This is a genomic window from Salinarimonas sp. NSM, assembly GCF_052380005.1.
Classification (GTDB): Bacteria; Pseudomonadota; Alphaproteobacteria; order Rhizobiales; family Beijerinckiaceae; genus Salinarimonas.
The window spans coordinates 1-22836 of the sequence record NZ_JBQTCJ010000018.1; the positions used below are offsets into that span (position 1 = coordinate 1).

At 72.1% G+C, this 22836-nt stretch carries 23 protein-coding genes; 13 read left to right on the forward strand and 10 right to left on the reverse strand.

The annotated features are described in order from the left end of the window. The 6 genes from ACTZWW_RS08995 to ACTZWW_RS09020 form a co-directional block, all read left to right on the forward strand. The coding region (locus ACTZWW_RS08995; protein ID WP_458575407.1) for a coiled-coil domain-containing protein at window positions 1-1335 on the forward strand (1335 nt) is incomplete at its 5' end. Between the two features lie 181 nt (window positions 1336-1516). After that, entirely contained in the window at window positions 1517-1930 is a 414-nt protein-coding gene (locus ACTZWW_RS09000) for an AtpZ/AtpI family protein (protein ID WP_444780612.1), read from the forward strand. Between the two features lie 48 nt (window positions 1931-1978). After that, window positions 1979-2728, forward strand: coding sequence for a F0F1 ATP synthase subunit A (locus ACTZWW_RS09005; RefSeq protein WP_444780613.1), 750 nt, complete (start codon window positions 1979-1981; stop codon window positions 2726-2728). A gap of 67 nt (window positions 2729-2795) precedes the next feature. Then, complete coding sequence (locus tag ACTZWW_RS09010) at window positions 2796-3044, forward strand: F0F1 ATP synthase subunit C (RefSeq protein WP_372426488.1); 249 nt, start codon at window positions 2796-2798, stop codon at window positions 3042-3044. Window positions 3045-3152: 108 nt separating this feature from the next. Continuing rightward, on the forward strand, window positions 3153-3692 hold the full coding sequence (locus ACTZWW_RS09015; protein WP_444780614.1) for a F0F1 ATP synthase subunit B family protein: 540 nt from the start codon (window positions 3153-3155) through the stop codon (window positions 3690-3692). Between the two features lie 10 nt (window positions 3693-3702). Continuing rightward, complete coding sequence (locus ACTZWW_RS09020; protein WP_444780615.1) at window positions 3703-4197, forward strand: F0F1 ATP synthase subunit B family protein; 495 nt, start codon at window positions 3703-3705, stop codon at window positions 4195-4197. Window positions 4198-4288: 91 nt separating this feature from the next. On the opposite strand, the gene ACTZWW_RS09025 is transcribed toward ACTZWW_RS09020, so the two are convergent. Beyond that, entirely contained in the window at window positions 4289-4705 is a 417-nt protein-coding gene (locus ACTZWW_RS09025; RefSeq protein WP_444780616.1) for a MerR family transcriptional regulator, read from the reverse strand. 80 nt (window positions 4706-4785) lie between these two features. On the opposite strand from ACTZWW_RS09025, the gene ACTZWW_RS09030 reads away from it, so the two are divergent. Then, window positions 4786-6900: a heavy metal translocating P-type ATPase gene (locus ACTZWW_RS09030; RefSeq protein WP_444780617.1), complete on the forward strand. Its 2115-nt coding sequence runs from the start codon at window positions 4786-4788 to the stop codon at window positions 6898-6900. Between the two features lie 24 nt (window positions 6901-6924). Here ACTZWW_RS09030 and ACTZWW_RS09035 read toward each other — a convergent pair whose 3' ends face one another. Beyond that, the gene (locus tag ACTZWW_RS09035; RefSeq protein ID WP_444780618.1) at window positions 6925-7923 is read right to left on the reverse strand and encodes a 2-hydroxyacid dehydrogenase; all 999 of its coding nucleotides are present in this window, start codon (window positions 7921-7923) and stop codon (window positions 6925-6927) included. A 143-nt stretch (window positions 7924-8066) separates the two neighbouring features. Between ACTZWW_RS09035 and ACTZWW_RS09040 the strand changes: the two genes are divergently transcribed. After that, window positions 8067-8609 carry an SH3 domain-containing protein gene (locus ACTZWW_RS09040; RefSeq protein ID WP_444780619.1) on the forward strand — a complete coding sequence of 181 codons (543 nt, stop codon included), beginning with the start codon at window positions 8067-8069 and terminating at the stop codon, window positions 8607-8609. 88 nt (window positions 8610-8697) lie between these two features. On the opposite strand, the gene flbD is transcribed toward ACTZWW_RS09040, so the two are convergent. The 4 genes from flbD to fliF are packed head-to-tail and all read right to left on the reverse strand — an operon-like array spanning window position 8698 to window position 12698. Continuing rightward, on the reverse strand, window positions 8698-10062 hold the full coding sequence (flbD, locus tag ACTZWW_RS09045; RefSeq protein WP_444780620.1) for a sigma-54-dependent transcriptional regulator FlbD: 1365 nt from the start codon (window positions 10060-10062) through the stop codon (window positions 8698-8700). A gap of 11 nt (window positions 10063-10073) precedes the next feature. Beyond that, window positions 10074-10427, reverse strand: coding sequence for a flagellar motor switch protein FliN (gene fliN, locus ACTZWW_RS09050; RefSeq protein ID WP_444780621.1), 354 nt, complete (start codon window positions 10425-10427; stop codon window positions 10074-10076). Then, window positions 10424-11062, reverse strand: a complete 639-nt coding sequence (locus tag ACTZWW_RS09055; protein ID WP_444780622.1) for a FliH/SctL family protein — start codon at window positions 11060-11062, stop codon at window positions 10424-10426. Before ACTZWW_RS09055 ends, fliN begins: the two co-directional genes overlap by 4 nt. Before the next feature lies 1 nt (window position 11063). Next, window positions 11064-12698, reverse strand: a complete 1635-nt coding sequence (fliF, locus tag ACTZWW_RS09060; RefSeq protein ID WP_444780623.1) for a flagellar basal-body MS-ring/collar protein FliF — start codon at window positions 12696-12698, stop codon at window positions 11064-11066. 199 nt (window positions 12699-12897) lie between these two features. Here fliF and ACTZWW_RS09065 point away from each other — a divergent pair, with 199 nt between their 5' ends. From ACTZWW_RS09065 to ACTZWW_RS09075, 3 genes are all read left to right on the forward strand, one after another. Then, window positions 12898-13782 (forward strand): DMT family transporter, encoded by an 885-nt coding sequence (locus ACTZWW_RS09065; RefSeq protein ID WP_444780624.1) that lies wholly within the window; start codon window positions 12898-12900, stop codon window positions 13780-13782. A gap of 1 nt (window position 13783) precedes the next feature. Then, the gene (locus tag ACTZWW_RS09070) at window positions 13784-14875 is read left to right on the forward strand and encodes an ATP-dependent DNA helicase (RefSeq protein ID WP_444780625.1); all 1092 of its coding nucleotides are present in this window, start codon (window positions 13784-13786) and stop codon (window positions 14873-14875) included. Between the two features lie 96 nt (window positions 14876-14971). Further along, complete coding sequence (locus ACTZWW_RS09075; protein ID WP_444780626.1) at window positions 14972-15694, forward strand: fused DSP-PTPase phosphatase/NAD kinase-like protein; 723 nt, start codon at window positions 14972-14974, stop codon at window positions 15692-15694. A gap of 40 nt (window positions 15695-15734) precedes the next feature. Here ACTZWW_RS09075 and ACTZWW_RS09080 read toward each other — a convergent pair whose 3' ends face one another. After that, window positions 15735-16637 carry a peptidylprolyl isomerase gene (locus ACTZWW_RS09080; RefSeq protein WP_444780627.1) on the reverse strand — a complete coding sequence of 301 codons (903 nt, stop codon included), beginning with the start codon at window positions 16635-16637 and terminating at the stop codon, window positions 15735-15737. A 252-nt stretch (window positions 16638-16889) separates the two neighbouring features. On the opposite strand from ACTZWW_RS09080, the gene secA reads away from it, so the two are divergent. Continuing rightward, window positions 16890-19709 carry a preprotein translocase subunit SecA gene (gene secA / locus ACTZWW_RS09085; RefSeq protein WP_444780628.1) on the forward strand — a complete coding sequence of 940 codons (2820 nt, stop codon included), beginning with the start codon at window positions 16890-16892 and terminating at the stop codon, window positions 19707-19709. Between the two features lie 100 nt (window positions 19710-19809). Continuing rightward, complete coding sequence (locus ACTZWW_RS09090; protein WP_444780629.1) at window positions 19810-20775, forward strand: 2-hydroxyacid dehydrogenase; 966 nt, start codon at window positions 19810-19812, stop codon at window positions 20773-20775. 81 nt (window positions 20776-20856) lie between these two features. On the opposite strand, the gene ACTZWW_RS09095 is transcribed toward ACTZWW_RS09090, so the two are convergent. From ACTZWW_RS09095 to ACTZWW_RS09105, 3 genes are all read right to left on the reverse strand, one after another. Next, window positions 20857-21258 (reverse strand): hypothetical protein, encoded by a 402-nt coding sequence (locus tag ACTZWW_RS09095; protein ID WP_444780630.1) that lies wholly within the window; start codon window positions 21256-21258, stop codon window positions 20857-20859. A 138-nt stretch (window positions 21259-21396) separates the two neighbouring features. Beyond that, a complete protein-coding gene (locus tag ACTZWW_RS09100) occupies window positions 21397-21972 on the reverse strand; it encodes a phage tail protein (protein WP_444780631.1) in 576 nt (191 codons plus the stop codon). Between the two features lie 181 nt (window positions 21973-22153). Further along, window positions 22154-22729: a phage tail protein gene (locus ACTZWW_RS09105; protein ID WP_444780632.1), complete on the reverse strand. Its 576-nt coding sequence runs from the start codon at window positions 22727-22729 to the stop codon at window positions 22154-22156. Window positions 22730-22836: the final 107 nt, after the last annotated feature.

Sequence of the window (22836 nt, forward strand, 5' to 3'; positions counted from 1 at the left end):
AGCCTGGCGGACGCCGCCGAGCGCGTCGCCGAGAGCCTCGAGGAGGCCCGCGAGCGGGTGGAGGACGCCCGCGCCGCCCTCGACGACCTCGCCCCCGCGCCAGAGCTGGAGACGGCGCTCGCCGAGGCCCGCGCGCGGGTCGCCGAGATGCGCGCCGAGGCCTCCGAGCGCCGCGGGGCGCTGCAGAGCCTGGTGCGCGAGGGGGAGCGCGCGCAGGAGCGTCGCCGGGCTCTCGTCGCCGAGATCGCCTCCTGGCGCGCCCGCGACGCCCGGGCGCGGGAGAGCGTCGAGGAGATCGCCGAGCGGCTCGAGGCGACGCGCGAGGAGCTCGAGGCCCTGCGCGAGGCACCCGACGACTTCGCTCTGCGCCGCCGCCGCCTCCTGTCGGAGATCGAGGCCGCCGAGGCCGCCCGCCGCGAGGCCGCCGACCGGCTCGCGGAGGGCGAGCGGGTCTCGGCGCAGGCGGATCGCGACGCGCGCGCGGCACTCGACGCGCTCTCCGCCGCACGCGAGGCGGCCGCCGGAGCGCAGGCGCGGCGCGAGGCGCTGGAGACCCGGCTCGAGGCCGTCCTGCAGGCGATCCGCGACGCCTTCGAGACGGACGTCTCCGGACTGCACGCGCTCGCCGGCATCGAGCCCGGCGACACGCTGCCCGAGCCGATGGAGACCGAGGCGAAGCTCCTGTCGCTCAAGGGCGATCGCGAGCGGCTCGGCGCCGTCAACCTGCGGGCCGAGGACGAGCTCTCCGAGGTCGAGGGCCGCAAGGGCTCGCTCGCCGCCGAGCGCGACGACCTCGTCGAGGCGATCCGGCGGCTGCGCGGCGCTGTGGCGAGCCTCAACAAGGAGGGCCGCGAGCGGCTGCTGGCCGCCTTCACCGTCGTGAACGGGCATTTCGAGACGCTGTTCACGACGCTGTTCGGCGGCGGCACCGCCGAGCTGACGCTCGTCGATTCGGACGATCCGCTGGAGGCCGGCCTCGAGATCCTGGCGCGCCCCCCGGGCAAGAAGCCGCAGACGATGACGCTGCTCTCGGGCGGCGAGCAGGCACTGACCGCGACGGCGCTGATCTTCGCCGTGTTCCTGACCAACCCCTCGCCGATCTGCGTCCTCGACGAGGTCGACGCCCCGCTCGACGACGCCAACGTCGAGCGCTACTGCGACCTGCTCGACGGGATGGCGGGCTCGACGCGCACGCGCTTCCTCGTGATCACCCACAACCCAATCACCATGGCGCGCATGGACCGGCTGTTCGGCGTGACCATGGCGGAGCGGGGCGTGTCCCAGCTCGTCTCGGTGGACCTGGAGCGCGCCGAGCGGCTGGCGGAGGCGGTGTGAGAGGCTTCCCCGGCCCGAGGACGCGCGCGGCGGATTTCTCGCATCCGGCAATTTCTCCAGGCTAGGCAAGCACTTAACGCAAGTGCGAGCATCCTTGACAGGGGGGAGGCCCGCACATATGGTGCGCCCGGCTTCAGGGGGCTCTACCCTTCTTCATCTCACGCTCCGCGCTGGCACGATCATGGGCGATCCCACAGGGCGGAACGACGATGGCGGGGAGGGGTCGGGCACCGGCGACGAGGCCGACCTGTCCGCGAGGCTGCGCCGTCTCGACACGCGCCTGGGCGATGCCCGCTCAAGGCGCGATCGCGATGCGCGAGCCGGTTCCCGAGCGGCGTCCGACATGTCCGGCCTCGGAAAGGCGCTGCGCTTTTCCGCGGAGTTCATCGCGGGCGTCATCGCGGGTGCCGGCGTCGGCTGGGCGCTGGACCAGGTCGCAGGCACGTCGCCTTGGGGGATGATCGTCGGGCTCGTTCTCGGCTTCTGCGCCGGCATGCTGAACATCATGCGTGCCGCGGGGGAGTTGAATCGCAAGCCGCGCTCGGGTAGGTCCCCGGGCGACGGACGCGGCGGGCCGGACGACGGGAACCGCTGAGGCCGGGACCCGCCGCGTGGAACGGCGCTGAACGAGGACTGGAACACGATGGCGAGCCCGGTCGAGCAGTTCGAGATCAAGGAGATCGTCAGCTTCGGCACGATCGGCGACGCGCCTATCGCGCTCACCAATTCCGGCCTCTACATGCTCGTCGTGGTCGGCTTGATCCTCGGCCTGATGAGCGTCGCGACGCGCAACGTCGCGCTGATCCCGAACCGCTGGCAGGCCTTCGGCGAGACGCTCTACGAGTTCGTCGCCAACATGCTGCGCGACGCCGCCGGCAAGGAGGGGATGACCTTCTTCCCCCTCGTCTTCTCGCTGTTCCTGTTCGTGCTCGTCGGCAACCTCGTCGGCATGGTGCCGGGCGCCTTCACCATCACGAGCCACATCATCGTCACCTTCGCGCTGGCGATGATCGTGATCGGCACGGTGGTGATCTACGGCTTCGCCAAGCACGGCACGCACTTCCTCGGCCTGTTCGTGCCGTCGGGCGTGCCCGGCTGGCTGCTGCCCTTCATCACCCTGATCGAGGTGATCTCCTTCCTGTCGCGCCCGATCTCCTTGAGCCTGCGCCTGTTCGCGAACATGCTCGCCGGCCACATCGCGCTCAAGGTCTTCGCAGGCTTCATCGTCTCGCTGCTCGCCGCAGGCGGCGCCGCGGCGGTGCTCTCGCCGCTGCCGCTCCTGATGACGTTCGCCATGGTCGGCTTCGAGATCTTCGTCGCCGCGCTGCAGGCCTACGTCTTCGCGGTGCTCACCTGCATCTACCTGAACGACGCGCTGCATCCCGGGCACTGATCGATCCGGGCGGCGCACTCGTCCCAACCCCCTCCCTTCTCTCGCCTCTTCGCTCAAGGAGTACGTCATGGAGACCGAAGTCATCACCGCCGCCGGCGACGCCTACAAGTACCTCGGCGCCGGCCTCGCCGCCATCGGCATGGGCCTCGCCGCGATCGGCGTGGGCAACATCTTCGGCAACTTCCTCTCCGGCGCGCTGCGCAACCCGTCGGCGTCCGACGGCCAGTTCGCCCGCGCGTTCATCGGCGCGGCGCTCGCCGAGGGCCTGGGCATCTTCTGCCTCGTCGTCGCGCTCGTCCTGCTCTTCGTCGCGTAAGCGGCGTCGGTCCGGCGGCCTCCCGCGCGGCGGGGGGCGCTCTCCAGACGGCACTCGTCGCGCCGGGCCATCGACGCCCGGCGGACGCATTGAAAGGGCGTCGACGCCATGGCATCTCCCACGGAGGCCGCGGGCGAGGCCGTCGCACATGGCGGCGGCGCGTTCCCGCCTTTCGAGACCAGCACCTTCCCCTCGCAGCTCCTGTGGCTCGCGATCGCGTTCGGGCTGCTCTACTACGTGATGAACCGCGTGATCGTTCCGCGCTTCCACGGCATCGTGGAGACGCGCGAGGTCACCGTCGCGCGCGACCTCGACGCCGCGGCGACGGCTAAGCGCGACGCGGAGGCTGCCGGCACCGCCTACGACGAGGCGCTGGCCTCGGCGAAGGCGAACGCCCAGGCCATCGCCGCGAAGACCCGCGACGCGATGCAGGCCGAGGCCGACGCCAAGCGCAGGGCGCTCGAGGACGACCTCGCCGAGCGGCTCGCCGCCGCCGAGGCGCAGATCGCCGCCCGCAAGGCCGAGGCCATGTCGAACGTCCGCACCATCGCGGAGGAGACGGCGGAAGCCATCGTCGAGCGCATCACCGGCCGGGCGCCCGCGCCGGGCACCGTGTCCGCGGCGCTCGACCGCCGGGCCGCGGGCTGAGGAGAGCGACATGGATTTCCTGGGCTCCACCTATTTCTGGCAGGCGCTGTCCACGATCGCGCTGATCTGGCTCCTGTGGCACTACAAGGTGTTCCACCGCGTCGGCGCGGCCCTCGACAAGCGTGGCGAGCGTATCGCCGCCGAGCTCGACGAGGCCCGGCGGCTGCGCGCGGACGCCGAGTCGCTGCTGCGCGAGTACGAGGTCAAGCGCGCCAACGCCGAGAAGGAGGCCGAGGCGATCGTCATGGCCGCCCGCGAAGAGGCCGAGCGCATCCAGGCCGAGGCCGAGGAGCGGCTGAACGCCTTCGTCGCGCGGCGCACCAAGGCCGCCGAGGACAAGATCACCGCCGCCGAGCAGCAGGCGATGATCGAGGTCCGCGACGCCGCCATCGCCGCAGCCGTCTCCGCCTCCGAGACCGTGCTGCGCGAGCAGGCCGGCGGCTCCGAGGGCGAGCGTTTCCTGCGCGACGGGCTCGGCCAGATTCGCGGCCGCCTCGCCAGCTGAGACGAACCGTCCGTCACGACGCGTCACGAACGCCCCGCCGTCCGCCCGGACGGCGGGGCGTTCTCTTTGCGAAGGCGTGGTCCCGCGGCGCTCAGTGCCGCTCGTGCAGGCACTGCTCGTGGTCGGCCAGGACCTCGATGATGCGGCACTGCGCCACTGTGCCGTTGTCGCAGGCGAGCATGCCGCGCAGCTCGTCGCGCAGTGCCGCGAGCCGCGCGATCCGGTCCTCGACGTCGGCGAGGTGGGCGCGGGTAATGGCGTGCGCCTCGCCGCAGGCGCGCCCGGGGTCCGCTGCCATGGCGATGAGCGAGCGGATCGCCTCGATCTCGAAGCCGAGATCGCGGGCGTGGCGCACGAAGCCGAGCCGCGCGAGATGCGCCGCGCCGTAGCGCCGCTGCCCGCCCTCGCTGCGCGCTGGCGCGGGTAGAAGGCCGATGCTCTCGTAGTAGCGGATCGTCGGCACCTTCACACCGGTGCGGCGGGACAGATCCCCGATGGACAGGACCATGCTCGTGACCCCCTTGAAGCTCTAGCGGCTAGAGGAATTATCCTGCCTGGCGAATCGGATCAACCGGGCGGACCACCACGATGGACGAGACGCTGCGCTACCGGGTGGAGGGCATGGACTGCGCCTCCTGCGCCGCCAAGATCGAGACGGCGCTCGCGCGCATCGACGGCGTGGGTGACGTTTCAGTGAGCGTCGCCGCCGGCACGCTGCGGCTGCGCGCGTCGCAGGACGTGCGTGGGGACGCGGAGGCCGCGGTGCGTGCGCTCGGCTTCGGGATTGCGCTGATCGCGCCCTCGGATGCGGGCGCCGCCGCCGAGACGACGGAGCCCGCATGGTGGACGACGCCGAAGGCCCGCCTCGCCCTGGCGAGCGCCGCCGGGCTCGTCGTGGCCGCGCCGATCGGTCTGCGCTTCCCCGAGATCGCCCCCGTCGCCTACGCGCTCGCCATGCTGATCGGCCTCGTGCCGATCGCGCGCCGGGCGCTGTCCGCCGCCCGCGCCGGCTCGCCCTTCACCATAGAGACGCTGATGAGCATCGCCGCGGTCGGCGCGGTCATCATCGGGGAAACCGAGGAGGCGGCGATCGTCGTCCTGCTCTTCCTGGTCGGCGAGCTGCTCGAGGGCGTCGCCGCCGGACGGGCGCGGGCGGGCATCCGCGCGCTCGCGGCGCTCGTGCCGAAGACGGCGCTGCGCGCGCTGCCGGACGGCACGACGCGGACCGTCGCGGCGGACACGCTCGTGCCCGGAGATCTCATCCTCGTGCGTCCGGGCGACCGCATCCCCGCCGACGGCGGCATCGTCGCCGGCGAGGCCGCGGTCGACGAGGCGCCGGTCACCGGCGAGAGCGTGCCGAAGGCGAAGGGCCCGGGCGCCGGCGTCTTCGCCGGCACGATCGTCACGGACGCGGTGCTCGAGGTGCGGGTGACCGCCGAGCCGCAGGACAGCACGATCGCCCGGGTCGTGCGGCTCGTGGCGCAGGCGCAGGAGGCGAAGGCGCCGATGGAGCGCTTCATCGATCGCTTCGCCCGCGTCTACACGCCTGCGGTGCTCGCCGTGGCCGCCCTCGTCGCGGTGCTGCCGCCGCTCGTCGTGGGGGCGCCCTGGGGCGAGTGGGTCTACAAGGCGCTGGCGCTGCTGCTGATCGGCTGCCCCTGCGCGCTGGTGATCTCGACGCCGGCGGCGATCGCTGCGGGCCTCGCCGCGGGCGCACGGCGCGGCTTGCTGATCAAGGGCGGGGCCGTGCTGGAGATCCTCGGGCGCGTCGACGCGGTCGCCATCGACAAGACCGGCACGCTCACCAGCGGCCGGCCCGTCGTCACCGACGTGGTGGCGCTCGTCGGCACCGAGGCGGAGGTGCTGGCGGACGCCGCCGCGCTGGAGGCCGCCTCGTCCCACCCGATCGCCCGTGCGATCCTGGACCGCGCGCATGAGGCGGCAATCGCGGTGCGACCGGCGATCGGGGTCATGGCGCTCGGCGGCAAGGGCGTGAAGGGGCGGCTCGACCGCCGCGCGCTCTTCCTCGGCGCGCCGAAGGCGGCGGGCGCCATCGCGCCCCTCGACGGGGCGACCCGCGCGCGCATCGCGGCGCTGGAGGGAGAGGGCAAGACCGTCGTCGTCCTCCTCGTCGCCGAGCGCCCCGCCGGCCTGATCGCGGTGCGCGACGAGCCCCGCGCGGACGCCGAGGCCGGCCTGCGGGCGCTCGAGCGGCTCGGCGTCGCGCCCGTCATGCTCACCGGCGACAACGCCGCGACGGCCGCGCGCGTCGGCTCCGCGCTGGGCATCGAGGCCCGCGCCGAGCTGATGCCGCAGGACAAGATGCGCATCGTGCGCGAGATGAAGGCCGCCGGCCGCACCGTGGCCAAGGTCGGCGACGGCATCAACGACGCGCCCGCGCTCGCCGCGGCCGACGTCGGCATCGCCATGGGCGGCGGAACCGACGTCGCGCTCGAGACCGGCGACGCGGCGGCGCTGGAGGGCCGCGTCCTGGACGTCGCGCGCATGATCCGCCTCTCGCGCGATACGATGGCGAACATCCGCCAGAACATCGCGGTCGCGCTCGGCCTGAAGGCGGTGCTGCTGGTGACCACGCTTCTCGGCATCACCGGCCTGTGGCCCGCGATCCTGGCCGACACCGGCGCGACGGTGCTGGTGACGCTCAACGCGATGCGGCTGCTCGGGGCGGGGGGGAAGGCTTGATCCTCGTCACCGCCCCGAAATCCCTCACAGCATCGACGGCAGCACCCGGTCCGGCGGGCGGTGGCCGTCCATGAAGGTGCGGATGTTGACGATGACCTTCTCGCCCATGTCGACGCGGCCCTCGTGGGTGGCCGAGCCCATGTGCGGCAGGAGCACCACCTTGCCCTGGCGGGCGAGCTTGATCAGGCGCGGGTTCACCGCGGGCTCGTGCTCGAACACGTCGAGGCCGGCGCCGGCGATCGCGCCCTGCTCGATCAGGCGGGCCATGGCGTTCTCGTCGATGATCTCGCCGCGGGCGGTGTTGACCACGATCGCCTCGGGGCGCAGCAGCCGCAGGTGGCGCGCCGAGAGGAGGTGGTAGGTCGCCGGCGTGTGCGGGCAGTTGACCGAGACCACGTCCATGCGCGCCAGCATCTGGTCGAGGCTGTCCCACCAGGTCGCCTCGAGCTCCTCCTCGAGCGCGGCGGGGACGCGGCGGCGGTTGTGGTAGTGGATGGACAGGCCGAACGCCTTGGCGCGCCGCGCCAGCGCGGTGCCGATGCGGCCCATGCCGATGATGCCGAGCCGCTTGCCGGTGATGCGGTGCCCGAGCATCCAGGTGGGCGACCAGCCCTCGAAGCGCTCCTCGGGGATGACGCGCGCGCCCTCCGCCACCCGGCGCGCCACCGCCAGGATGAGCGCCATCGTCATGTCGGCGGTGTCCTCGGTGAGGACGCCCGGCGTGTTCGTCACGGTGATGCCGCGCGAGAGCGCCGCGCCGACGTCGATGTTGTCGACGCCGTTGCCGAAATTGGCGACGAGCTTGAGCCGCTCGCCGGCCTGGGCGAGGACCGCGGCGTCGATCTCGTCGGTGATCGTGGGCACGAGCACGTCCGCCTCGCGCACGGCGGCGACGAGCTCGGCCTGGGAGAGCGGGGCGTCCGTCACGTTGAGCCGCGTGTCGAAGAGCTCGCGCATGCGCGTCTCGACGACGTCGGGCAGCTTGCGGGTGACGACGACGAGTGGCTTCTTGCGCGCGGGCATCGCTGTCCTCGATTTCGGGCCGAACCGTTCACCGGGTCTTAACCGGAAGCCGGCGATTTGACTCGACGGGCGCGTGCGAGACGCGCCCCGGAAGCCTCTGTACCAGAGGCGTGCGCAAACACAATCCGACGGGAGTTGGACCCTTGTCCACGCGTATCGTCGTCCCCGCCGCCGCGGCGCTCGCCGCCGCCCTCGTCGTCGCTCCGGTTTCCGCCCCCGCCCAGACCACGATCGGACCCGAGACCCGGCTGCCGCTGCCGCGCTATGTCTCGTTGAAGACGGACAAGGTCAACCTGCGCGCGGGGCCGTCGAAGGACCACGTCACCCGCTGGGTGTTCGAGCGGGCGGGTCTTCCCGTCGAGATCATCGCCGAGTTCGACAATTGGCGGCGCATCCGCGATTCGGACGGGGAGGACGGCTGGGTCTGGCACTCGCTGCTCTCCGGCAGGCGCACGGCCCTCGTCGCGCCCTGGGAGCGCGGCGGCGACCCGCTCGACCTGCGCGCCCGCGAGAGCGAGGAGGCCGCTGTCCTGGCCCGGCTCGAGCCGGGCGTCGTGGTCGGCGTCGAGCTGTGCTCCGGAGACTGGTGCCGCGTCGTGGCGGACGGGCCCGGCCGCTCCGAGATCCCGGGCTATCTCCGCCAGGAGATGCTCTGGGGGGTCTACCCGGGCGAGCGGGTGGACTGACAGGCCCGGTTCGGCAGACGTCGAGCCGCGGGACCCCGCCCCTGGCTCGCTCCGCTCGCCGTCCCCGCCCCGATGGGGCGGGAGCGGGTCAGCCGACGCTCATGGGCGCGCGGGCCTGGCCGGGCTCGGGGACGGCGAGGCCGGCGGCGGTATACTCGTTCAGCTTGTTGCGCAGCGTGCGAATCGAGATGCCGAGGATCTTGGCCGCGTGCGTGCGGTTGCCGAGGCAATGGTCGAGCGTGTCGAGGATCAGGTCCTGCTCGACCTCCGCCACCGTGCGGCCGACGAGCGCACGGGTCACCGCCTCCGCCGTGCGCGCCGCACGCGTCGCGGCGTCCGGCTCGGCGCCGAGCGCGTCGCCCTCGGGCGTCATCAGCGCGTCGGGGCCGATCTCCGCGCCGGACGCCAGCAGCACGGCGCGGTGCACCGCGTTCTCGAGCTCGCGTACGTTGCCGCGCCAGGGGTTCTTGAGGACGACCCGCTTGGCGTCGTGGGAGAGCCCGCGCTCCGGCAGGCCGTTCGCCTGCGCGTACTTGCGGGCGAAGTGCTGGGCGAGCTCGATGATGTCGCCCGGCCGCTCGCGCAGCGCCGGCAGGCGCAGGTGGACGACGTTGAGGCGGTAGAACAGGTCATCGCGGAAGGTGCCGGCGCGCACGGCGTCCGCCATGTTGCGGTTCGAGGTGGCGAGCACGCGGATGTCGACCGGCACGGGCTTTCCGCCGCCGACCCGGTCGATGACCCGCTCCTGGAGCGCGCGCAAGAGCTTCGCCTGCAGCCGCACGTCCATCTCGGAGATCTCGTCGAGCAGCAGCGTGCCGCCGTTCGCCTCCTCGAACTTGCCGATGCGCCGCGCCACCGCGCCGGTGAACGCGCCCTTCTCGTGGCCGAACAGCTCGCTCTCGAGCAGCGCGTCGGGGATCGCCGCGCAGTTCACGCACACGAAGGGCTTCGAGCGCCGTCCCGAGCGCTGGTGCAGGTGGCGCGCGAGCACCTCCTTGCCGGTGCCGCTCTCGCCGGTGATCAGCACCGAGGCGTCCGAGCGCGCCACCTGCTCGGCCATCTTGACGACCTTCTCCATGGCGGGATCGCGCCATACGAAGGCCGCCTGGTCGGCGGCGACCGCCTCCAGGATCGCCGCGATCATGTCGGCGTCGGGCGGCAGCGGGATGTACTCCTTCGCGCCGGCGCGGATCGCGTCCACCGCGCCGCGGGTGTCCGCCCCCGCGCCGCAGGCGACGACGGGGGTGCGGATGCGCTCGGCCTCGAGCGCGCCGACGAGATCGGCCACCGAGAGCGCGACGTCGACCATGATCAGGTCGGCGCCCCTGGCGCGCAGCACCGCGAGCCCCTGGTCGAGGTCGTCCGCCTGAACGACGGCGGCGCCGCGGCTCATGGCGATCCGAGAGGCGGTGGTCAGCTCGCCGTCCAGGCGTCCGATGATGAGAAGGCGCATGATCCGGCTCCTTAATGGTCGCTCTTGATGATCTCGGTCATCGTGATGCCGAGGCGATCCTCGACGAGCACCACCTCGCCGCGGGCGACGAGGCGATTGTTGACGAAGATGTCCACCGCCTCGCCGACCTTGCGGTCGAGCTCGAGCACGGCGCCCGGCGCGATCTTCAGGAGATCGCCCACGGGCATGCGCGCGCGCCCGAGCACGGCGGAGACGGCGACGGGCACGTCGAAGATCTGCTCGAGATCGGCGGCCGTGCGCTGGATCACGGGCCCGTCGCGGGTCGAGTCCGCCGGCAGCGCCGCCTGCGGGTCGAAGCCGATGTCCTCGTCGTCGAGCTGGGGCAGGGTGAACTCGTCGCTCATCGCGTCGGGGCTCCGGGTGTGGCGTTGGTCGGGATGTCGTCGTGTGGGGCGGGGCCGTCCGCACCCGTGAGCTTGCCGGCGATCTCGGCGGCGAGCGCGGCGCCGTCGCGCACCACGCCGCCGTCTGCCCATTCGAAGCGCGCGTCGCCGCGCGCGATGTCGGCCTCGCCGATGACGACGAGCCGGCCCTCGAAGCCGCGCTCGCGGGCGAGCCCCTTGATCATGCGCTCGACGTCGTCGACGAGGCTCTCCTCGACGCGCACGACGAGGTGCGGCACGCCGCGCAGGTGCGCGAAGGCCTCGCGCGCCGCCTCCATGATCGTGTCGAGCGGAAAGCGGTCGAGGGCCGCGCCGGCGAGCGTGCGCGCCAGGGTCTCGGCGAAGGCGATGGCCTCCGTCTCGAGCGCCCGCCCGCGGGCGTCGGCGTCGGCGAGGAGCGCGCGGGAGGCCTCGGCGATGCGCGCGAGCGTCTCGCGCTGGGTCGCGTCGGCCTCCGCCTGCGCCGCCGCGCGGCCCTCGGCGAGGCCGCGGGCGTGGCCGCGCGCCTCCGCCTGCGCGAGCGCCGCCTCGGCTTTCGGCGAGGGGGTGCCCTTGGGGCGGGAGAAGTCGCGGTCGAAGACGAAGCTGCCGCTCATCTCAGCCTCTCTCGTGGATCCACTGGCGCATCACCGACACGGTTTCGGTCGGGCTCTGCTTGACGAGGTCGGCGACGCGCTCGAGCGATTCCTGCTGCACCTGCCCGTTCACCTTGGCCATCTCGATCATCTGCGAGGTCGCGTCCGACCGCGCCGGAAGCGCCGCCTTGCCGCCGCCGCCGCCACCCCCTTCGCCGCCGGCGATCGCCGCCACGTCGCCCCCGCCGGCGCCGGCGGTCACCAGGACGGGGGAGGCGGTGAACGCCCGCAGCATCGGCCGCAGAACGGTGAAGACGACGACGAGGGTGAGCAGGAAGAGCACGGCGAGCTCGATGGCGCGCAGCACGTCCTCGCGGGTCGGGTTGAGAAGGCTCTCGACGAGGGTCGGTTCCTCGGGCAGGAGCTCCGGCTGCGGCCCCTCGGCGAAGCGCAGGTTGACCACCTCGATCTGATCACCGCGATCGGCGTCGAATCCGATCGCCGTGCGCACCAGCGCCTCGATGCGCTGCAGCTCCTCTGCGGTGCGCGGCTCGTAGGCGACGGTGCCGTCCGGCCCGGTCGCGTAGGCGCCGTCGACGAGGACGGCGACGGAGAGCCGCGAGAGCCGCGGGCCCTCCAGCATCTCGACGCGGGTCGAGCGGGAGATCTCGTAGTTGATCGTCTCTTCGGTCGTCTCCTGCTGGTCGCGCATGCCGGCGCCCGCCTGGTCGCCGCCCGCGCCCGGCAGCTCGTTGCCGACGGTCACCCCGGCGTCGCCCTGGGTCGAGACGGCGTTGTCGGTGCGGGTCTGCATGGAACGCGCGACCTGGCCGTTGGGATCGAAGGTCTCCGAGCGCGCCTCGACGCGATTCGTGTCGAACTCGGCGGCGACCTGGACGCGCGTGCGCCCGCGCCCGACGATGCCCGCCACGATGTCCTCGACCTGGGCGCGCAGCCGATTCTCGAAGCCGATGCGGGTCTCGTCCGCGGCGGCGGCGGCCATCGAATCGCCGGCGGTTGCGCCGTCGGCGAGGAGCCGGCCGCTCTCGTCGACGATGGAGATGCGGTCCGGGCGCAGGCCCTCGACGGCGGTCGCGACCAGGTGGCGCACGGCGCGCACCTGGGCCTGGTCGAGCTCGCCGCGCACCCGCAGCACGATCGAGGCGCGCGGATCCTCGCGGTCGCGCTCGAACAGGCGGCGCTCGGGAATGGCGAGATGCACCCGCGCCGCCTCGACCCGCGCGAGCGAGGCGATGGTGCGCGACAGCTCGCCCTCGAGCGCCCGCAGCTGGTTGATGTTCTGCACGAAGCTCGTGGAGGAGAACGAATCACCCCGGTCGAAGATCTCGTAGCCGACGCCGGTGCCGGCGGGCAGGCCGTCGGACGCGAGCTCCATGCGAAGCCGTGCGAGATCCGCCCGCGCGGCGAGGATCACGCCGTCGCCGCGGGTCTCGTAGCGCACGCCGCGGGCCTCGAGCTCGCGCACCACGGCACCGGCGTCCGCCATCGAGAGATCGGCGTAGAGCACGCCCATGTCCGGCTGCGACATGCGCATGATCACGAAGGCGAAGAAGCCCACGAGCGCCAGCGTCACCGCGCCCATCACCGCGAGGCGCGCCGGGCCGAGCCGGGTGAGGATCTCCATCGTCTGGTTCACGCGAAACACGCCCCTGGAATTCGTCCACCGGCCGGGCGGCTCGTGCCGGACCCGGTAGGCAGGAATTTCCCAGCGGACGGTGAACGACTGGTTAACGCCGCGCCGATCGTCCCGACGATGCGGGCCGCGCCGATTTGGGCTATCGCCGCGCCGCGATCCGCGCTATGACGCCGTTCCCCATACGTTCGGCTGCAGGCGCATGGCTCCGCGCAACGTCACGATCGTGGTGCTCTGGATGGCCGGGGCGCTCGTCTCCTTCTCGGCCATCGCGGTTGCCGTGCGCGAGCTTTCGGGCGCGCTGTCGGTATTCGAGATGCTCGCCTTCCGCAACGCGGCGGGGCTCCTCGGCATCCTCGTCGCGGCGCTGCTCGTGCCCCGCATGCGCGCGAGCCTCTCCGCCCGGCGGCTGGGGCGGCACGCCCAGCGCAACGTCGTGCACTTCGCCGGCCAGTACGCCTGGACCGTGGGCGTCACGCTCCTGCCGCTCGCCGTCGTCTTCGCGGTGGAGTTCACGGCCCCCGCGCTCACCGCGCTGCTCGCCGTGCTGCTGCTCGGAGAGCGGCTGACGCGCACGCGGGCTCTGGCGATCGGGCTCGGCTTCCTCGGGGTTCTCGTGATCGTCCGCCCGGGGGCGGGTGAGGTCGGCTGGCCGGCGCTCCTCGTGCTGTTCGCCGCCTTCGCCTTCGCGCTCACCGCCATCGCCACGAAGAGCCTCACGCGCACCGAGACGACGGCCTCGATCATGCTCTGGATGAACGCGATGCAATTGCCGCTCAACCTCGCCGGCGCGGGCGAGGGCTATCTCGCCAGGCTCGCGGAGGCGCCCGTCCTGCCGCTCGCGGCCCTGGCGATCTGCGGCTTCTCGGCCCATTGGTGCCTCACCAACGCCTACCGCAACGGAGACGCCATCATGGTCGTGCCGCTCGACTTCCTGCGCATTCCCCTGATCGCCGTCGTGGGCCTCGTGCTCTACGCCGAGCCGCTCGACCCGTTCGTCTTCGTCGGCGCAGGGATCATCGTCGCGGGGATCCTCGTCAACCTGCGCGCCGAGACGGCGCGCGCGCCGCGGCCGCGGGGGGCGTGAGATGGCGTGGTCGGGACAGCAGGAGGCGGCGCTCGCCGCCGTCGGCGCCTGGCTGAAGGCGGGCGAGCCGCAGGTGTTCCGCCTGTTCGGCTTCGCCGGCACGGGCAAGACCACGCTCGCGCGCCACCTCGCCGAGGGGATCGACGGTGAGGTCGCCTTCGGCGCCTTCACCGGCAAGGCGGCGTCCGTGATGCGCGCCAAGGGCTGCACGGACGCCTCCACCATCCACGCCATGATCTACCGCTCACGCGGGGACGAGGAGGAGGGGCCCTCCTTCACGCTCAACCGCTCGGGGCCCGCCGCCAAGGCGGATCTCATCGTCATCGACGAATGCTCGATGGTGGACGAGGAGCTCGGCCGCGACCTCCTCACCTTCGGCAAGCCGGTGCTGGTGCTCGGTGACCCGGCACAGCTGCCGCCGGTGAAGGGCGGGGGCTTCTTCACCGACGCCGAGCCCGACGTCATGCTCACCGAAGTCCACCGCCAGGCGGCGGACAACCCGATCGTCCACCTGTCGATGCTGATCCGCGAGGGCGGGCGGCTCGACTACGGCACCTGGGGCGAGAGCCGCGTGATCCACCGCCGCGACGTCGACGCCGGGATGGTGCAGGCGGCGAACCAGGTGCTGGTCGGCATGAACAAGACGCGGCGCCTCTACAACGGGCGGATCCGAGAGCTCAAGGGCCTGCGCGACCCCTATCCCGCGGCGGACGAGAAGCTCGTGTGCCTGCGCAACGACAAGAGCAAGGGCCTCCTCAACGGCGGGCTGTGGACCGTGACGGAGGCGAAGCATTGGCCCAACCGCGGCCTCGTCGCCATGCGCGTCGCCGCCGAGGAGAACCCGCGCCAGACGGTCAAGGTCGAGGTCCCCACCGCCTTCTTCGAGGGCGGCGACGAGGATCTGCCCTACGCCTTGCGCCGGCAGCACGACGAGCTCACATACGGCTACGCGCTCACCGTCCACAAGGCGCAGGGCTCGCAGTGGGACGACGTGGTGCTGTTCGACGAGAGCTTCGCCTTCCGTGAGCACCGCGCGCGCTGGCTCTACACGGGGCTGACCCGGGCGGCGGAGCGCATCGTCGTGGTGCGTTGACGCCCGCCGCGATCGGGCGCTTGCCCGGACCCGCCGCCGCTGCTACTCGGCAGCGACGACAGCCGCCGCGGCGAGAGCGGCCGAGGAAACGACCGAGTGCTCAACCGCTTCCGCAGCCCCGAGAGCCGCATGAGCCGCCGGCTCGCCCGCATCGCGCGCTGGGATCGCCCGATCGAGGGCGCCTTCGGCCGTCTGCGCGCCTGGACGCACATGGCGCTCGCCGACCACGGCGTCTTCCGCTTCGCCTACCTGAACCTGCACCGGGTCTCCGGCGAGCTTTGGCGCGCGGCGCAGCCGGCGCCGCACCAGCTCGCACGCCTGCGCGACGAAGGTCTGCGCACGGTCGTCTACCTGCGCGGCGGGCGCGAGCACGGCTCGTGGCAATTGCAGAAGGAGAGCTGCGAGGCGCTCGGCCTGACGCTCGTCGACTTCGTGGTGCGCTCGCGCGCGGCGCCCGACAAGGAGACGCTGCTGCGCGCCCGCGCCTTTTTCGAGGAGCTCCAGTATCCGGCGCTCGTTCATTGCAAATCGGGGGCGGACCGCGCCGGCTTCATGTCGGCGCTCTACCTCGTCGTCCACGAGGGCCGCAGCGCCGACGAGGCTTTGCGGCAGCTCTCGCTGCGCTACGGCCACTTCCGCTTCGCCAAGACAGGCATCCTCGACGCCTTCTTCGAGCGCTGGCGCGACGAGGGCGAGGCGCGGGGGCTCACGTTCGAGGAGTGGGTCGAGACCCGCTACGATCCCGACGCCCTCACCCGGGAGTTCAAGCCGGGCCTCGTGTCGGACATCCTCGTCGACCGCGTGATGCGCCGCGAGTGAGCCGGCGCCCGCCGACGCATGCGCCGCCGGGCGCGCCGCGTCACTGCTGCGCGGGCGCGGGCGTCTCGCCCTCGCCGGCTTCGTCGGGGCGCGCGATCTCGACGCCCTCGCGCAGGGACAGGAGCAGCGCCTGCTGCGCCTGCCTGGCGAGGAAGGTGTCGATCTGCTCGCGCATCTCCTCGAAGCTCGGCGTCGGCCGCGCGCGGCGCTCCTCGACCTTGATGACGTGCCAGCCGAACTGGCTCTGCACCGGCTGCGAGACCGCGCCCGGCTCGAGCGCGAAGGCCGCCTCGGCGAAGGGGGCGACCATCTGGCCGCGCGTGAAGAAGCCGAGATCCCCACCGCGTGTGGCGGAGCCGCGGTCGGTGGAGAGGTCGGTGGCGATCTCCTCGAAGGAGTCTCCGGCGGCGACGCGGTCGACGACGGCCTGCGCCTCCTCCTGCGTCTCCACCAGGATGTGACGCGCGCGCACCTCCTGCTCGGGCTCCACCTCGGCCACCATCTCGTCGTAGACGGCGCGGGCGGCCTCCTCGGTGACGGCGGCGTCGATCGTGTCCTCGAGCAGCGACTCGAGCAGCAGCTTGTCGCGCTGGTAGGCGAGGCGCCGCTCGAACGTCTCGCTCGCGCCGATGCCGGCCTCCTCGGCCGCCCGGGCGGCGAGCTCGAGGTTGACGAGGTAGTTGATCAGCGTCTCGCGGCGCTGCGCGTCGTTCATCCCTGGCAGCGGCAGAGCCGGGTCCTGCGCCGCGAGCGCGATGTCGCCCTCGGTGATCTCGATGCCGTTCACGGTGGCGACGACGGTCGCCGGATCGACCGGCGCGGGCTCGGCGGCGGCGGTTTCGGCGGCGGGCGCGGCATTGTCCTGCGCCAGCGCGGCCGCGGGGATCGCGGTGCCGACGAGGAGCGCGAGGGCGAGGCGGGGGAGAAGGGCGTTCGACGGCATGCGTGTCCTCTGGGGGCGTCTCTGGGCGCGACGCGTGGGGCGCCGGACGCGCCCCCGTATCGACGGGATCTCGTCGAAGGTCTGGCCCATCGGGCGGTGCAATGCAAGCCGTGCGGGGGCGCGCGCCCGCCGTCCGGTGCCTCCTCACCCGCGCGTGATCGCCCCCGCTCCTTTCGGATGCGCTCCTCGATGATTAGGTCTATATAGCGCGCACCCGCCGCATCCGACGACCCACTGAGACGACAGGACCCCATGTTCGGCGCACTCGCGAAGAAGCTCTTCGGCTCGGCCAACGACCGCCGGCTGAAGTCGTATGCCTCCCGTGTCCAGGCGATCAACGACCTGGAGAAGGAGCTGGAGTCCCTGTCCGACGACGCGCTCCGGGCGCGCACGGAGGATCTCAAGGCGCGGGTCGCCAAGGGGGAGAGCCTCGACGACGTGCTGGTGCCCGCCTTCGCCACGGTGCGCGAGGGCGCCAAGCGGGTGCTGGGGCTGCGGCCCTTCGACGTGCAGCTGATCGGCGGCATGGTGCTGCACGAGGGCTCGATCGCCGAGATGAAGACCGGCGAGGGCAAGACGCTGGTGGCGACGCTCGCGGTCTACCTCAACGCGCTCGCCGGCAAGGGCGTGCACGTCGTCACCGTGAACGACTACCTCGCCCGGCGCGACTCCGAGTGGATGGGCCGGATCTACCGCTTCCTCGGGCTCTCGGTGGGCGTGATCGTGCACGGGCTCGACGACGTCGAGCGCAAGGCCGCCTACGCCTGCGACATCACCTACGGCACGAACAACGAGTACGGCTTCGACTACCTGCGCGACAACATGAAGTACGACTTCGGCCAGATGGTGCAGCGTGGCCACGTCTACGCCATCGTCGACGAGGTCGACTCCATCCTCGTCGACGAGGCGCGCACGCCGCTCATCATCTCCGGCCCGCTCGACGACCGCTCGGAGCTCTACCAGGCGGTGGACAAGCTGATCCCGCAGCTGACCCCGGAGCACTACGACCTCGACGAGAAGCAGCGCGCGGTCTCGCTCTCCGAGGCGGGCACGGAGAAGATGGAGGAGGTCCTGCGCGCGCACGAGCTGCTCAAGAGCGAGGATCTCTACGACGCGCAGAACGCCACGCTCGTCCACCACATGAACCAGGCCCTGCGCGCCCACAAGCTCTTCACCCGCGACAAGGACTACATCGTCCGCAATGGCGAGGTGGTGATCATCGACGAGTTCACCGGCCGCATGATGCCCGGCCGGCGCTACTCGGAGGGCCTGCACCAGGCGCTCGAGGCCAAGGAAGGCGTCAAGATCCAGCCCGAGAACCAGACGCTCGCCTCGATCACGTTCCAGAACTACTTCCGGCTCTATTCCAAGCTCGCCGGCATGACCGGCACGGCCTCCACGGAGGCGGACGAGTTCGCCGAGATCTACAACCTCGACGTCGTCGAGATCCCCACCAACCGGCCCGTCTGCCGCCTCGACGAGGACGACGAGGTCTATCGCACCGTGCTCGAGAAGTACGAGGCGATCATCCGCGACATCGAGGAGGCCTCGGCCAAGGGCCAGCCGACGCTGGTCGGCACGACCTCGATCGAGAAGTCCGAGATGCTCGCCGCCCAGCTGAAGAAGGCCGGCTTCACGCAGATCGACTTCGCCGACCCCAAGGCGCTCTCCCCGCTGTTCGAGGCGGCCCGCGCCGCCACCGCGCCGAAGACCTTCGCCGTGCTCAACGCCCGCTTCCACGAGCAGGAGGCCTTCATCGTCGCCCAGGCCGGCGTGCCGGGCGCGATCACGATCGCGACCAACATGGCCGGCCGCGGCACGGACATCCAGCTCGGTGGCAACGCCGACATGCGCATCGGCTTCGAGCTCGCGGACCTGCCCGAGGGCGAGGAGCGCGCCGCGCGCGAGGCGGCGATCCGCGAGGAGGTCGCGGCCTTCAAGCAGCGCGCGCTGGCCGCCGGCGGCCTCTACGTCATGGGCACCGAGCGCCACGAGTCCCGGCGCATCGACAACCAGCTGCGCGGCCGCTCCGGCCGCCAGGGCGACCCGGGCCGCTCGAAGTTCTTCCTGTCGCTCCAGGACGACCTGATGCGTATCTTCGGGTCGGACCGCATGGACGGCATGCTGACCAAGCTCGGCCTGCAGGAGGGCGAGGCGATCGTCCACCCCTGGATCAACAAGGCCATCGAGAAGGCGCAGTCCAAGGTCGAGGCGCGCAACTTCGACATCCGCAAGAACATCCTCAAGTACGACAACGTCATGAACGACCAGCGCAAGGTCGTCTTCGAGCAGCGCCGCGAGTTCATGGGCGAGGCCTCGGTGCGCGAGACGATCGACGAGATGCGCGAGAGCGTCGTCGAGGACGTCGTCGCCCGCCACATCCCCGCCGACGCCTATCCCGAGCAGTGGGACACGGACGGCCTCGACAAGGAGGTTCGCCGCCTTCTCAACCTCGACCTGCCGGTGATCGACTGGGCGAAGGAGGAGGGCATCGCCGACGAGGAGATGCGCGAGCGGCTCCTCAAGGAGGCCGACGGCGCCTACGCGGCGCGGATCGAGAAGAACACCTCGGAGGTGATGACCTACGTCGAGAAGCAGGTGCTGCTCCAGTCGCTCGACCAGCTCTGGCGCGAGCACATCGTCACGTTGGAGCACCTGCGCCAGGTCATCGGCTGGCGCGGCATGGCCCAGCGCGACCCGCTGAACGAGTACAAGTCCGAGGCCTTCCAGCTGTTCGAGGCGCTGATCGCGCGCCTGCGCGAGGTGGTCACCTCCCAGCTCATGCGCATCGAGGTCGTCTACCAGCGCCCGCCCGAGCCGAAGCTGCCGGAGATGGAGGCGCACCACGCCGATCCCGTCACCGGCGAGGACGAGCTGGCGACCGGCGGCTCGACGGGCCTCGGCTCTCCGGGCGCCGCGGGGGCGGCGGGTGCGGGCGTCCCGGTCGGCCTCGTCGCGCCGGAGAACCGCGACCCGAACGATCCCGCCACCTGGGGCAAGGTCGGCCGCAACGAGGCCTGCCCCTGCGGCTCCGGCAAGAAGTTCAAGCACTGCCACGGCGTGCTGGCTTGAGCGTGCTGGCGTGAGGCCGCGCATCCGGCGCCCGTGCGGCTTCCCCACGGGCGCCCCGATCGCCTAGTCTCGCGGACCGATCCCTGCTCGCGAGGCCGCGATGGAAAAGCCCCTGATCCTGATGCCCGCCCGGATGATGCCGCTCGTCGTGGAGCGGCTCTCCGAGCGCTTTCGCCTGGTGCGGCTGTGGGACGAGGCGGATCGCGACGGCTGGCTCGCGGTGCACGGCGCCCGGGTGCGCGGCATCGCGGCGGGGGCGCACCACGCGATCGACGACGCGCTGATGGCGCGGCTGCCCGCGCTCGAGATCGTGGCGAGCTTCGGGGTCGGCTACGACCACGTGGACGCGGCGGCCGCCGCGCGCCGGGGCGTGGTCGTCACCAACACGCCCGACGTCCTCACCGAGGAGGTGGCGGACCTCACGATCGGCCTCCTGCTCGCCACCCTGCGTCGCCTGCCGCAGGCGGAGCGGTATCTGCGCGCCGGGCGCTGGAAGGCTGAGGGGCCGTTCCCGCTCTCGCCGACGCTGCGCACGCGCACGGTGGGCATCCTCGGCTACGGCCGCATCGGCAAGGCGATCGCGCGCCGCCTCGACGCCTTCGGCGTGACGGTGGTCTATCACGGCCGCCGGCGCCAGGAGGGCGTGACGCACCGGCATTACGACAGCCTCCTCGAGATGGCGCGCGCCGTCGACACGCTGATCTGCGTCGCGCCGGGCGGCGCGGGTACGCGCCACCTGGTCTCGACGCCGGTGCTGGAGGCGCTCGGCCCCGCCGGCGTCCTGATCAACGTCGGGCGCGGATCGGTGGTGGACGAGGCGGCGCTCGTCGCCGCGCTCGAGGCGGGGACGATCCTCTCGGCGGGCCTCGACGTGTTCGAGGACGAGCCGAACGTCCCCGATGGGCTCCTCGCCCGCGACGACGTCGTGCTGCTCCCGCACGTCGGCTCCGCCTCGGTGCACACCCGCGAGGCGATGGGCCGGCTCGTCGTCGACAACCTCGCCTCCTGGTTCGAGGGCGCGGGGCCGCTGACGCCGGTGGAGGAGACGCCCTGGGGGCGCGGATAGGGCAGCCCCAACCGCCACCCCTCCGCAGTCGAGGACGGAGGACGGAGGCGAATCGCAGATCCGCGGCCGACGGCCGAGAGACTAGGAACCCGAAGCCGACCCGCTCGCCGCATCGGCGACCTCACCGCGCGCGTCCGCCAGCAGCGCGGCGAGTGCGCCGGCGGCCGCGTCGTGCGCGGCGACGGCGGCGGCGACGGCGGCTCGGTCTCCGGCCGCCTCTGCGCGGGTGCGGTCGTGATCGGCGCGGCCGACGGCGAGGTCGAGCGCATGCCAGCGTGCCAGCGCGTCCGCGGCGCCCGGGACGAAGGCCGCCGCGCGGGCGTCGAGCGCGGCCTTCAGGCGCCAGCGTGCGGTCGTGTGCGCGCAGGCCAGGTTGTCCGCCCGCGCGGCCCGATGGCAGAAGGCGCGGTCGGCGCGGCCCTCGTGGGCGAGGCCGCAACGAGTGACGTGGAGCGTCGACAAGTCGTCGATGAACCCGGCCACGATGGCTCTCCTCGTCGGCTGCGGCGCAGCGATGCGTGGGCAGACCCATGTCGGCGTCCCGGGGCGGAGCACGCACCGCTCCGGGGCCGGCGACCTCACGCGGGCGGCTCCAGGGCCGGCCCGGGCTCGTGCGCCTCGTCACGGACGCGGCGGGAAGATGCCCTGGAGGCAGATGATGAAGGAGATGCCGAGGAAGGGCTGACGGTTCTCGTGCGGCTGGCTGCCGCCGTTGACGGCGGTCTGGACCGCGACGCTGCCCTGGGCGAGGGTGACGTTGCCGCCCGCCGTCGTCGTGTAGATCTTGGCCGCGCCGTTGTCGCGGCCGATCTCCGCCTCGCCGATGCCCAGGTAGCCCCCGGAGATCGGGTTCGCGTCGGTGCCCGGCATGGCGCGTGCCACGATCTCGCCGGTGGCGGCGTGATCGTGAGTGGGCATCTGGCTCGTGATGAGCGTCACCGTCTCGGTGCCCGACATGGCGCCGAGCGGGTAGGTGCTCAGGCCGTTCCCCGGGCCCATGCCGCCGCCCACGGGGACGCGAGAGCGCAGATCCGGCAGCATGAAGGTGGTGGAGCCGTTGCCTCCGTAGGTCGTGCCGATGAGGCTGAACAGCGCCGTGTTCTGCGCGATGCTGAGCGTCTGCCCCGCGCAATAGGCGAATTGCTGCGGCGCGAAGTTCGGCGCCCAGATCAGAACCGTCCCGATATAGTAGTCCATCGTCCCCTCCAGGTAGGCTGCGGGCCGCGGTGCCGGCTGAGGTTGCCGGTGCGGCGGGCGCGAGCGGAGAGGACCACGGTGCAGCTTACCGGGAGATGACTATCAGGCGTAGAATAGCTTCATGGTTACCGTTAGGTGAAGCGTGACGCCCCGAGCGCTCGGCGCGTCACGGGTGTGCCGATCAGCCCCGCGAGGGGAAGATGCCGTAGAGCGCGATGATGAAGCTCAGCCCCTCGAACGGCATGCGGTTCTCGTGCGACTGGCTGCCGCCGGCGTTGCCGACCTGCACGCTGACGCTCTGCTGCGCGAGCGTCACCCGGGCGCCCGCGGCCTGTGCGTAGTTCGTCACCGGGAAGGTGTCGCGCCCGTCGGAGTAGACGCCGGAGGCGAGAACGCTGCCGGGCTGCGCGTCATGCTCCGTTCCGGGAGTGTTGTAGACGACGACCTCGCCCTGCGCCGAATGGCTGTGCATCGGCATGTCGATCTGGGTCAGCGTCACCCGTTCCACGCCGCCCTTGACGCCGAGCCGGTAATCGGAGAGCCCGGGGCCCTGCCCCATGCCGGCGCCGATCGGCACCCGCGAGCGCAGGTCCGGCAGGCCGAAGGTGGTCTGCCCGTCGCCGCCGTAGGTCGTGCCCAGCAGCGAGAACAGTGCCGTGTTCTGCGAGATAGCCATCAGCTGCCCGGCACAATAGGCCCAGGCCCGCGGCGCGAAGTTCGGCGCCCAGATCAGGATCGTCGCGATGTAGGTTTCCATGTCCGCCCCTCCTTGCTCAGGCCCGCGCGCGCCGGGATGGCCGTGCGCTGATTCGCAGAACGCGGGCTTGCCGGAGGGGAACACGACCGGAGATCGATGCCAACCGA

Coding starts and splice junctions, on each gene's coding strand:
- flbD (WP_444780620.1), bottom strand. CDS start 10,062: ATGCGCCTTCTCATCATCGGACGCCTGGACGGCGAGCTGACCACCGCC.
- ACTZWW_RS09105 (WP_444780632.1), bottom strand. CDS start 22,729: ATGGAAACCTACATCGCGACGATCCTGATCTGGGCGCCGAACTTCGCG.
- ACTZWW_RS09030 (WP_444780617.1), top strand. CDS start 4,786: ATGGACGAGACGCTGCGCTACCGGGTGGAGGGCATGGACTGCGCCTCC.
- ACTZWW_RS09015 (WP_444780614.1), top strand. CDS start 3,153: ATGGCATCTCCCACGGAGGCCGCGGGCGAGGCCGTCGCACATGGCGGC.
- ACTZWW_RS09100 (WP_444780631.1), bottom strand. CDS start 21,972: ATGGACTACTATATCGGGACGGTTCTGATCTGGGCGCCGAACTTCGCG.
- ACTZWW_RS09055 (WP_444780622.1), bottom strand. CDS start 11,062: ATGAGCGGCAGCTTCGTCTTCGACCGCGACTTCTCCCGCCCCAAGGGC.
- ACTZWW_RS09025 (WP_444780616.1), bottom strand. CDS start 4,705: ATGGTCCTGTCCATCGGGGATCTGTCCCGCCGCACCGGTGTGAAGGTG.
- ACTZWW_RS09090 (WP_444780629.1), top strand. CDS start 19,810: ATGGAAAAGCCCCTGATCCTGATGCCCGCCCGGATGATGCCGCTCGTC.
- ACTZWW_RS09070 (WP_444780625.1), top strand. CDS start 13,784: ATGGCGTGGTCGGGACAGCAGGAGGCGGCGCTCGCCGCCGTCGGCGCC.
- secA (WP_444780628.1), top strand. CDS start 16,890: ATGTTCGGCGCACTCGCGAAGAAGCTCTTCGGCTCGGCCAACGACCGC.
- fliN (WP_444780621.1), bottom strand. CDS start 10,427: ATGAGCGACGAGTTCACCCTGCCCCAGCTCGACGACGAGGACATCGGC.
- ACTZWW_RS09010 (WP_372426488.1), top strand. CDS start 2,796: ATGGAGACCGAAGTCATCACCGCCGCCGGCGACGCCTACAAGTACCTC.
- ACTZWW_RS09000 (WP_444780612.1), top strand. CDS start 1,517: ATGGGCGATCCCACAGGGCGGAACGACGATGGCGGGGAGGGGTCGGGC.
- ACTZWW_RS09080 (WP_444780627.1), bottom strand. CDS start 16,637: ATGCCGTCGAACGCCCTTCTCCCCCGCCTCGCCCTCGCGCTCCTCGTC.
- ACTZWW_RS09005 (WP_444780613.1), top strand. CDS start 1,979: ATGGCGAGCCCGGTCGAGCAGTTCGAGATCAAGGAGATCGTCAGCTTC.
- ACTZWW_RS09020 (WP_444780615.1), top strand. CDS start 3,703: ATGGATTTCCTGGGCTCCACCTATTTCTGGCAGGCGCTGTCCACGATC.
- ACTZWW_RS09035 (WP_444780618.1), bottom strand. CDS start 7,923: ATGCCCGCGCGCAAGAAGCCACTCGTCGTCGTCACCCGCAAGCTGCCC.
- ACTZWW_RS09065 (WP_444780624.1), top strand. CDS start 12,898: ATGGCTCCGCGCAACGTCACGATCGTGGTGCTCTGGATGGCCGGGGCG.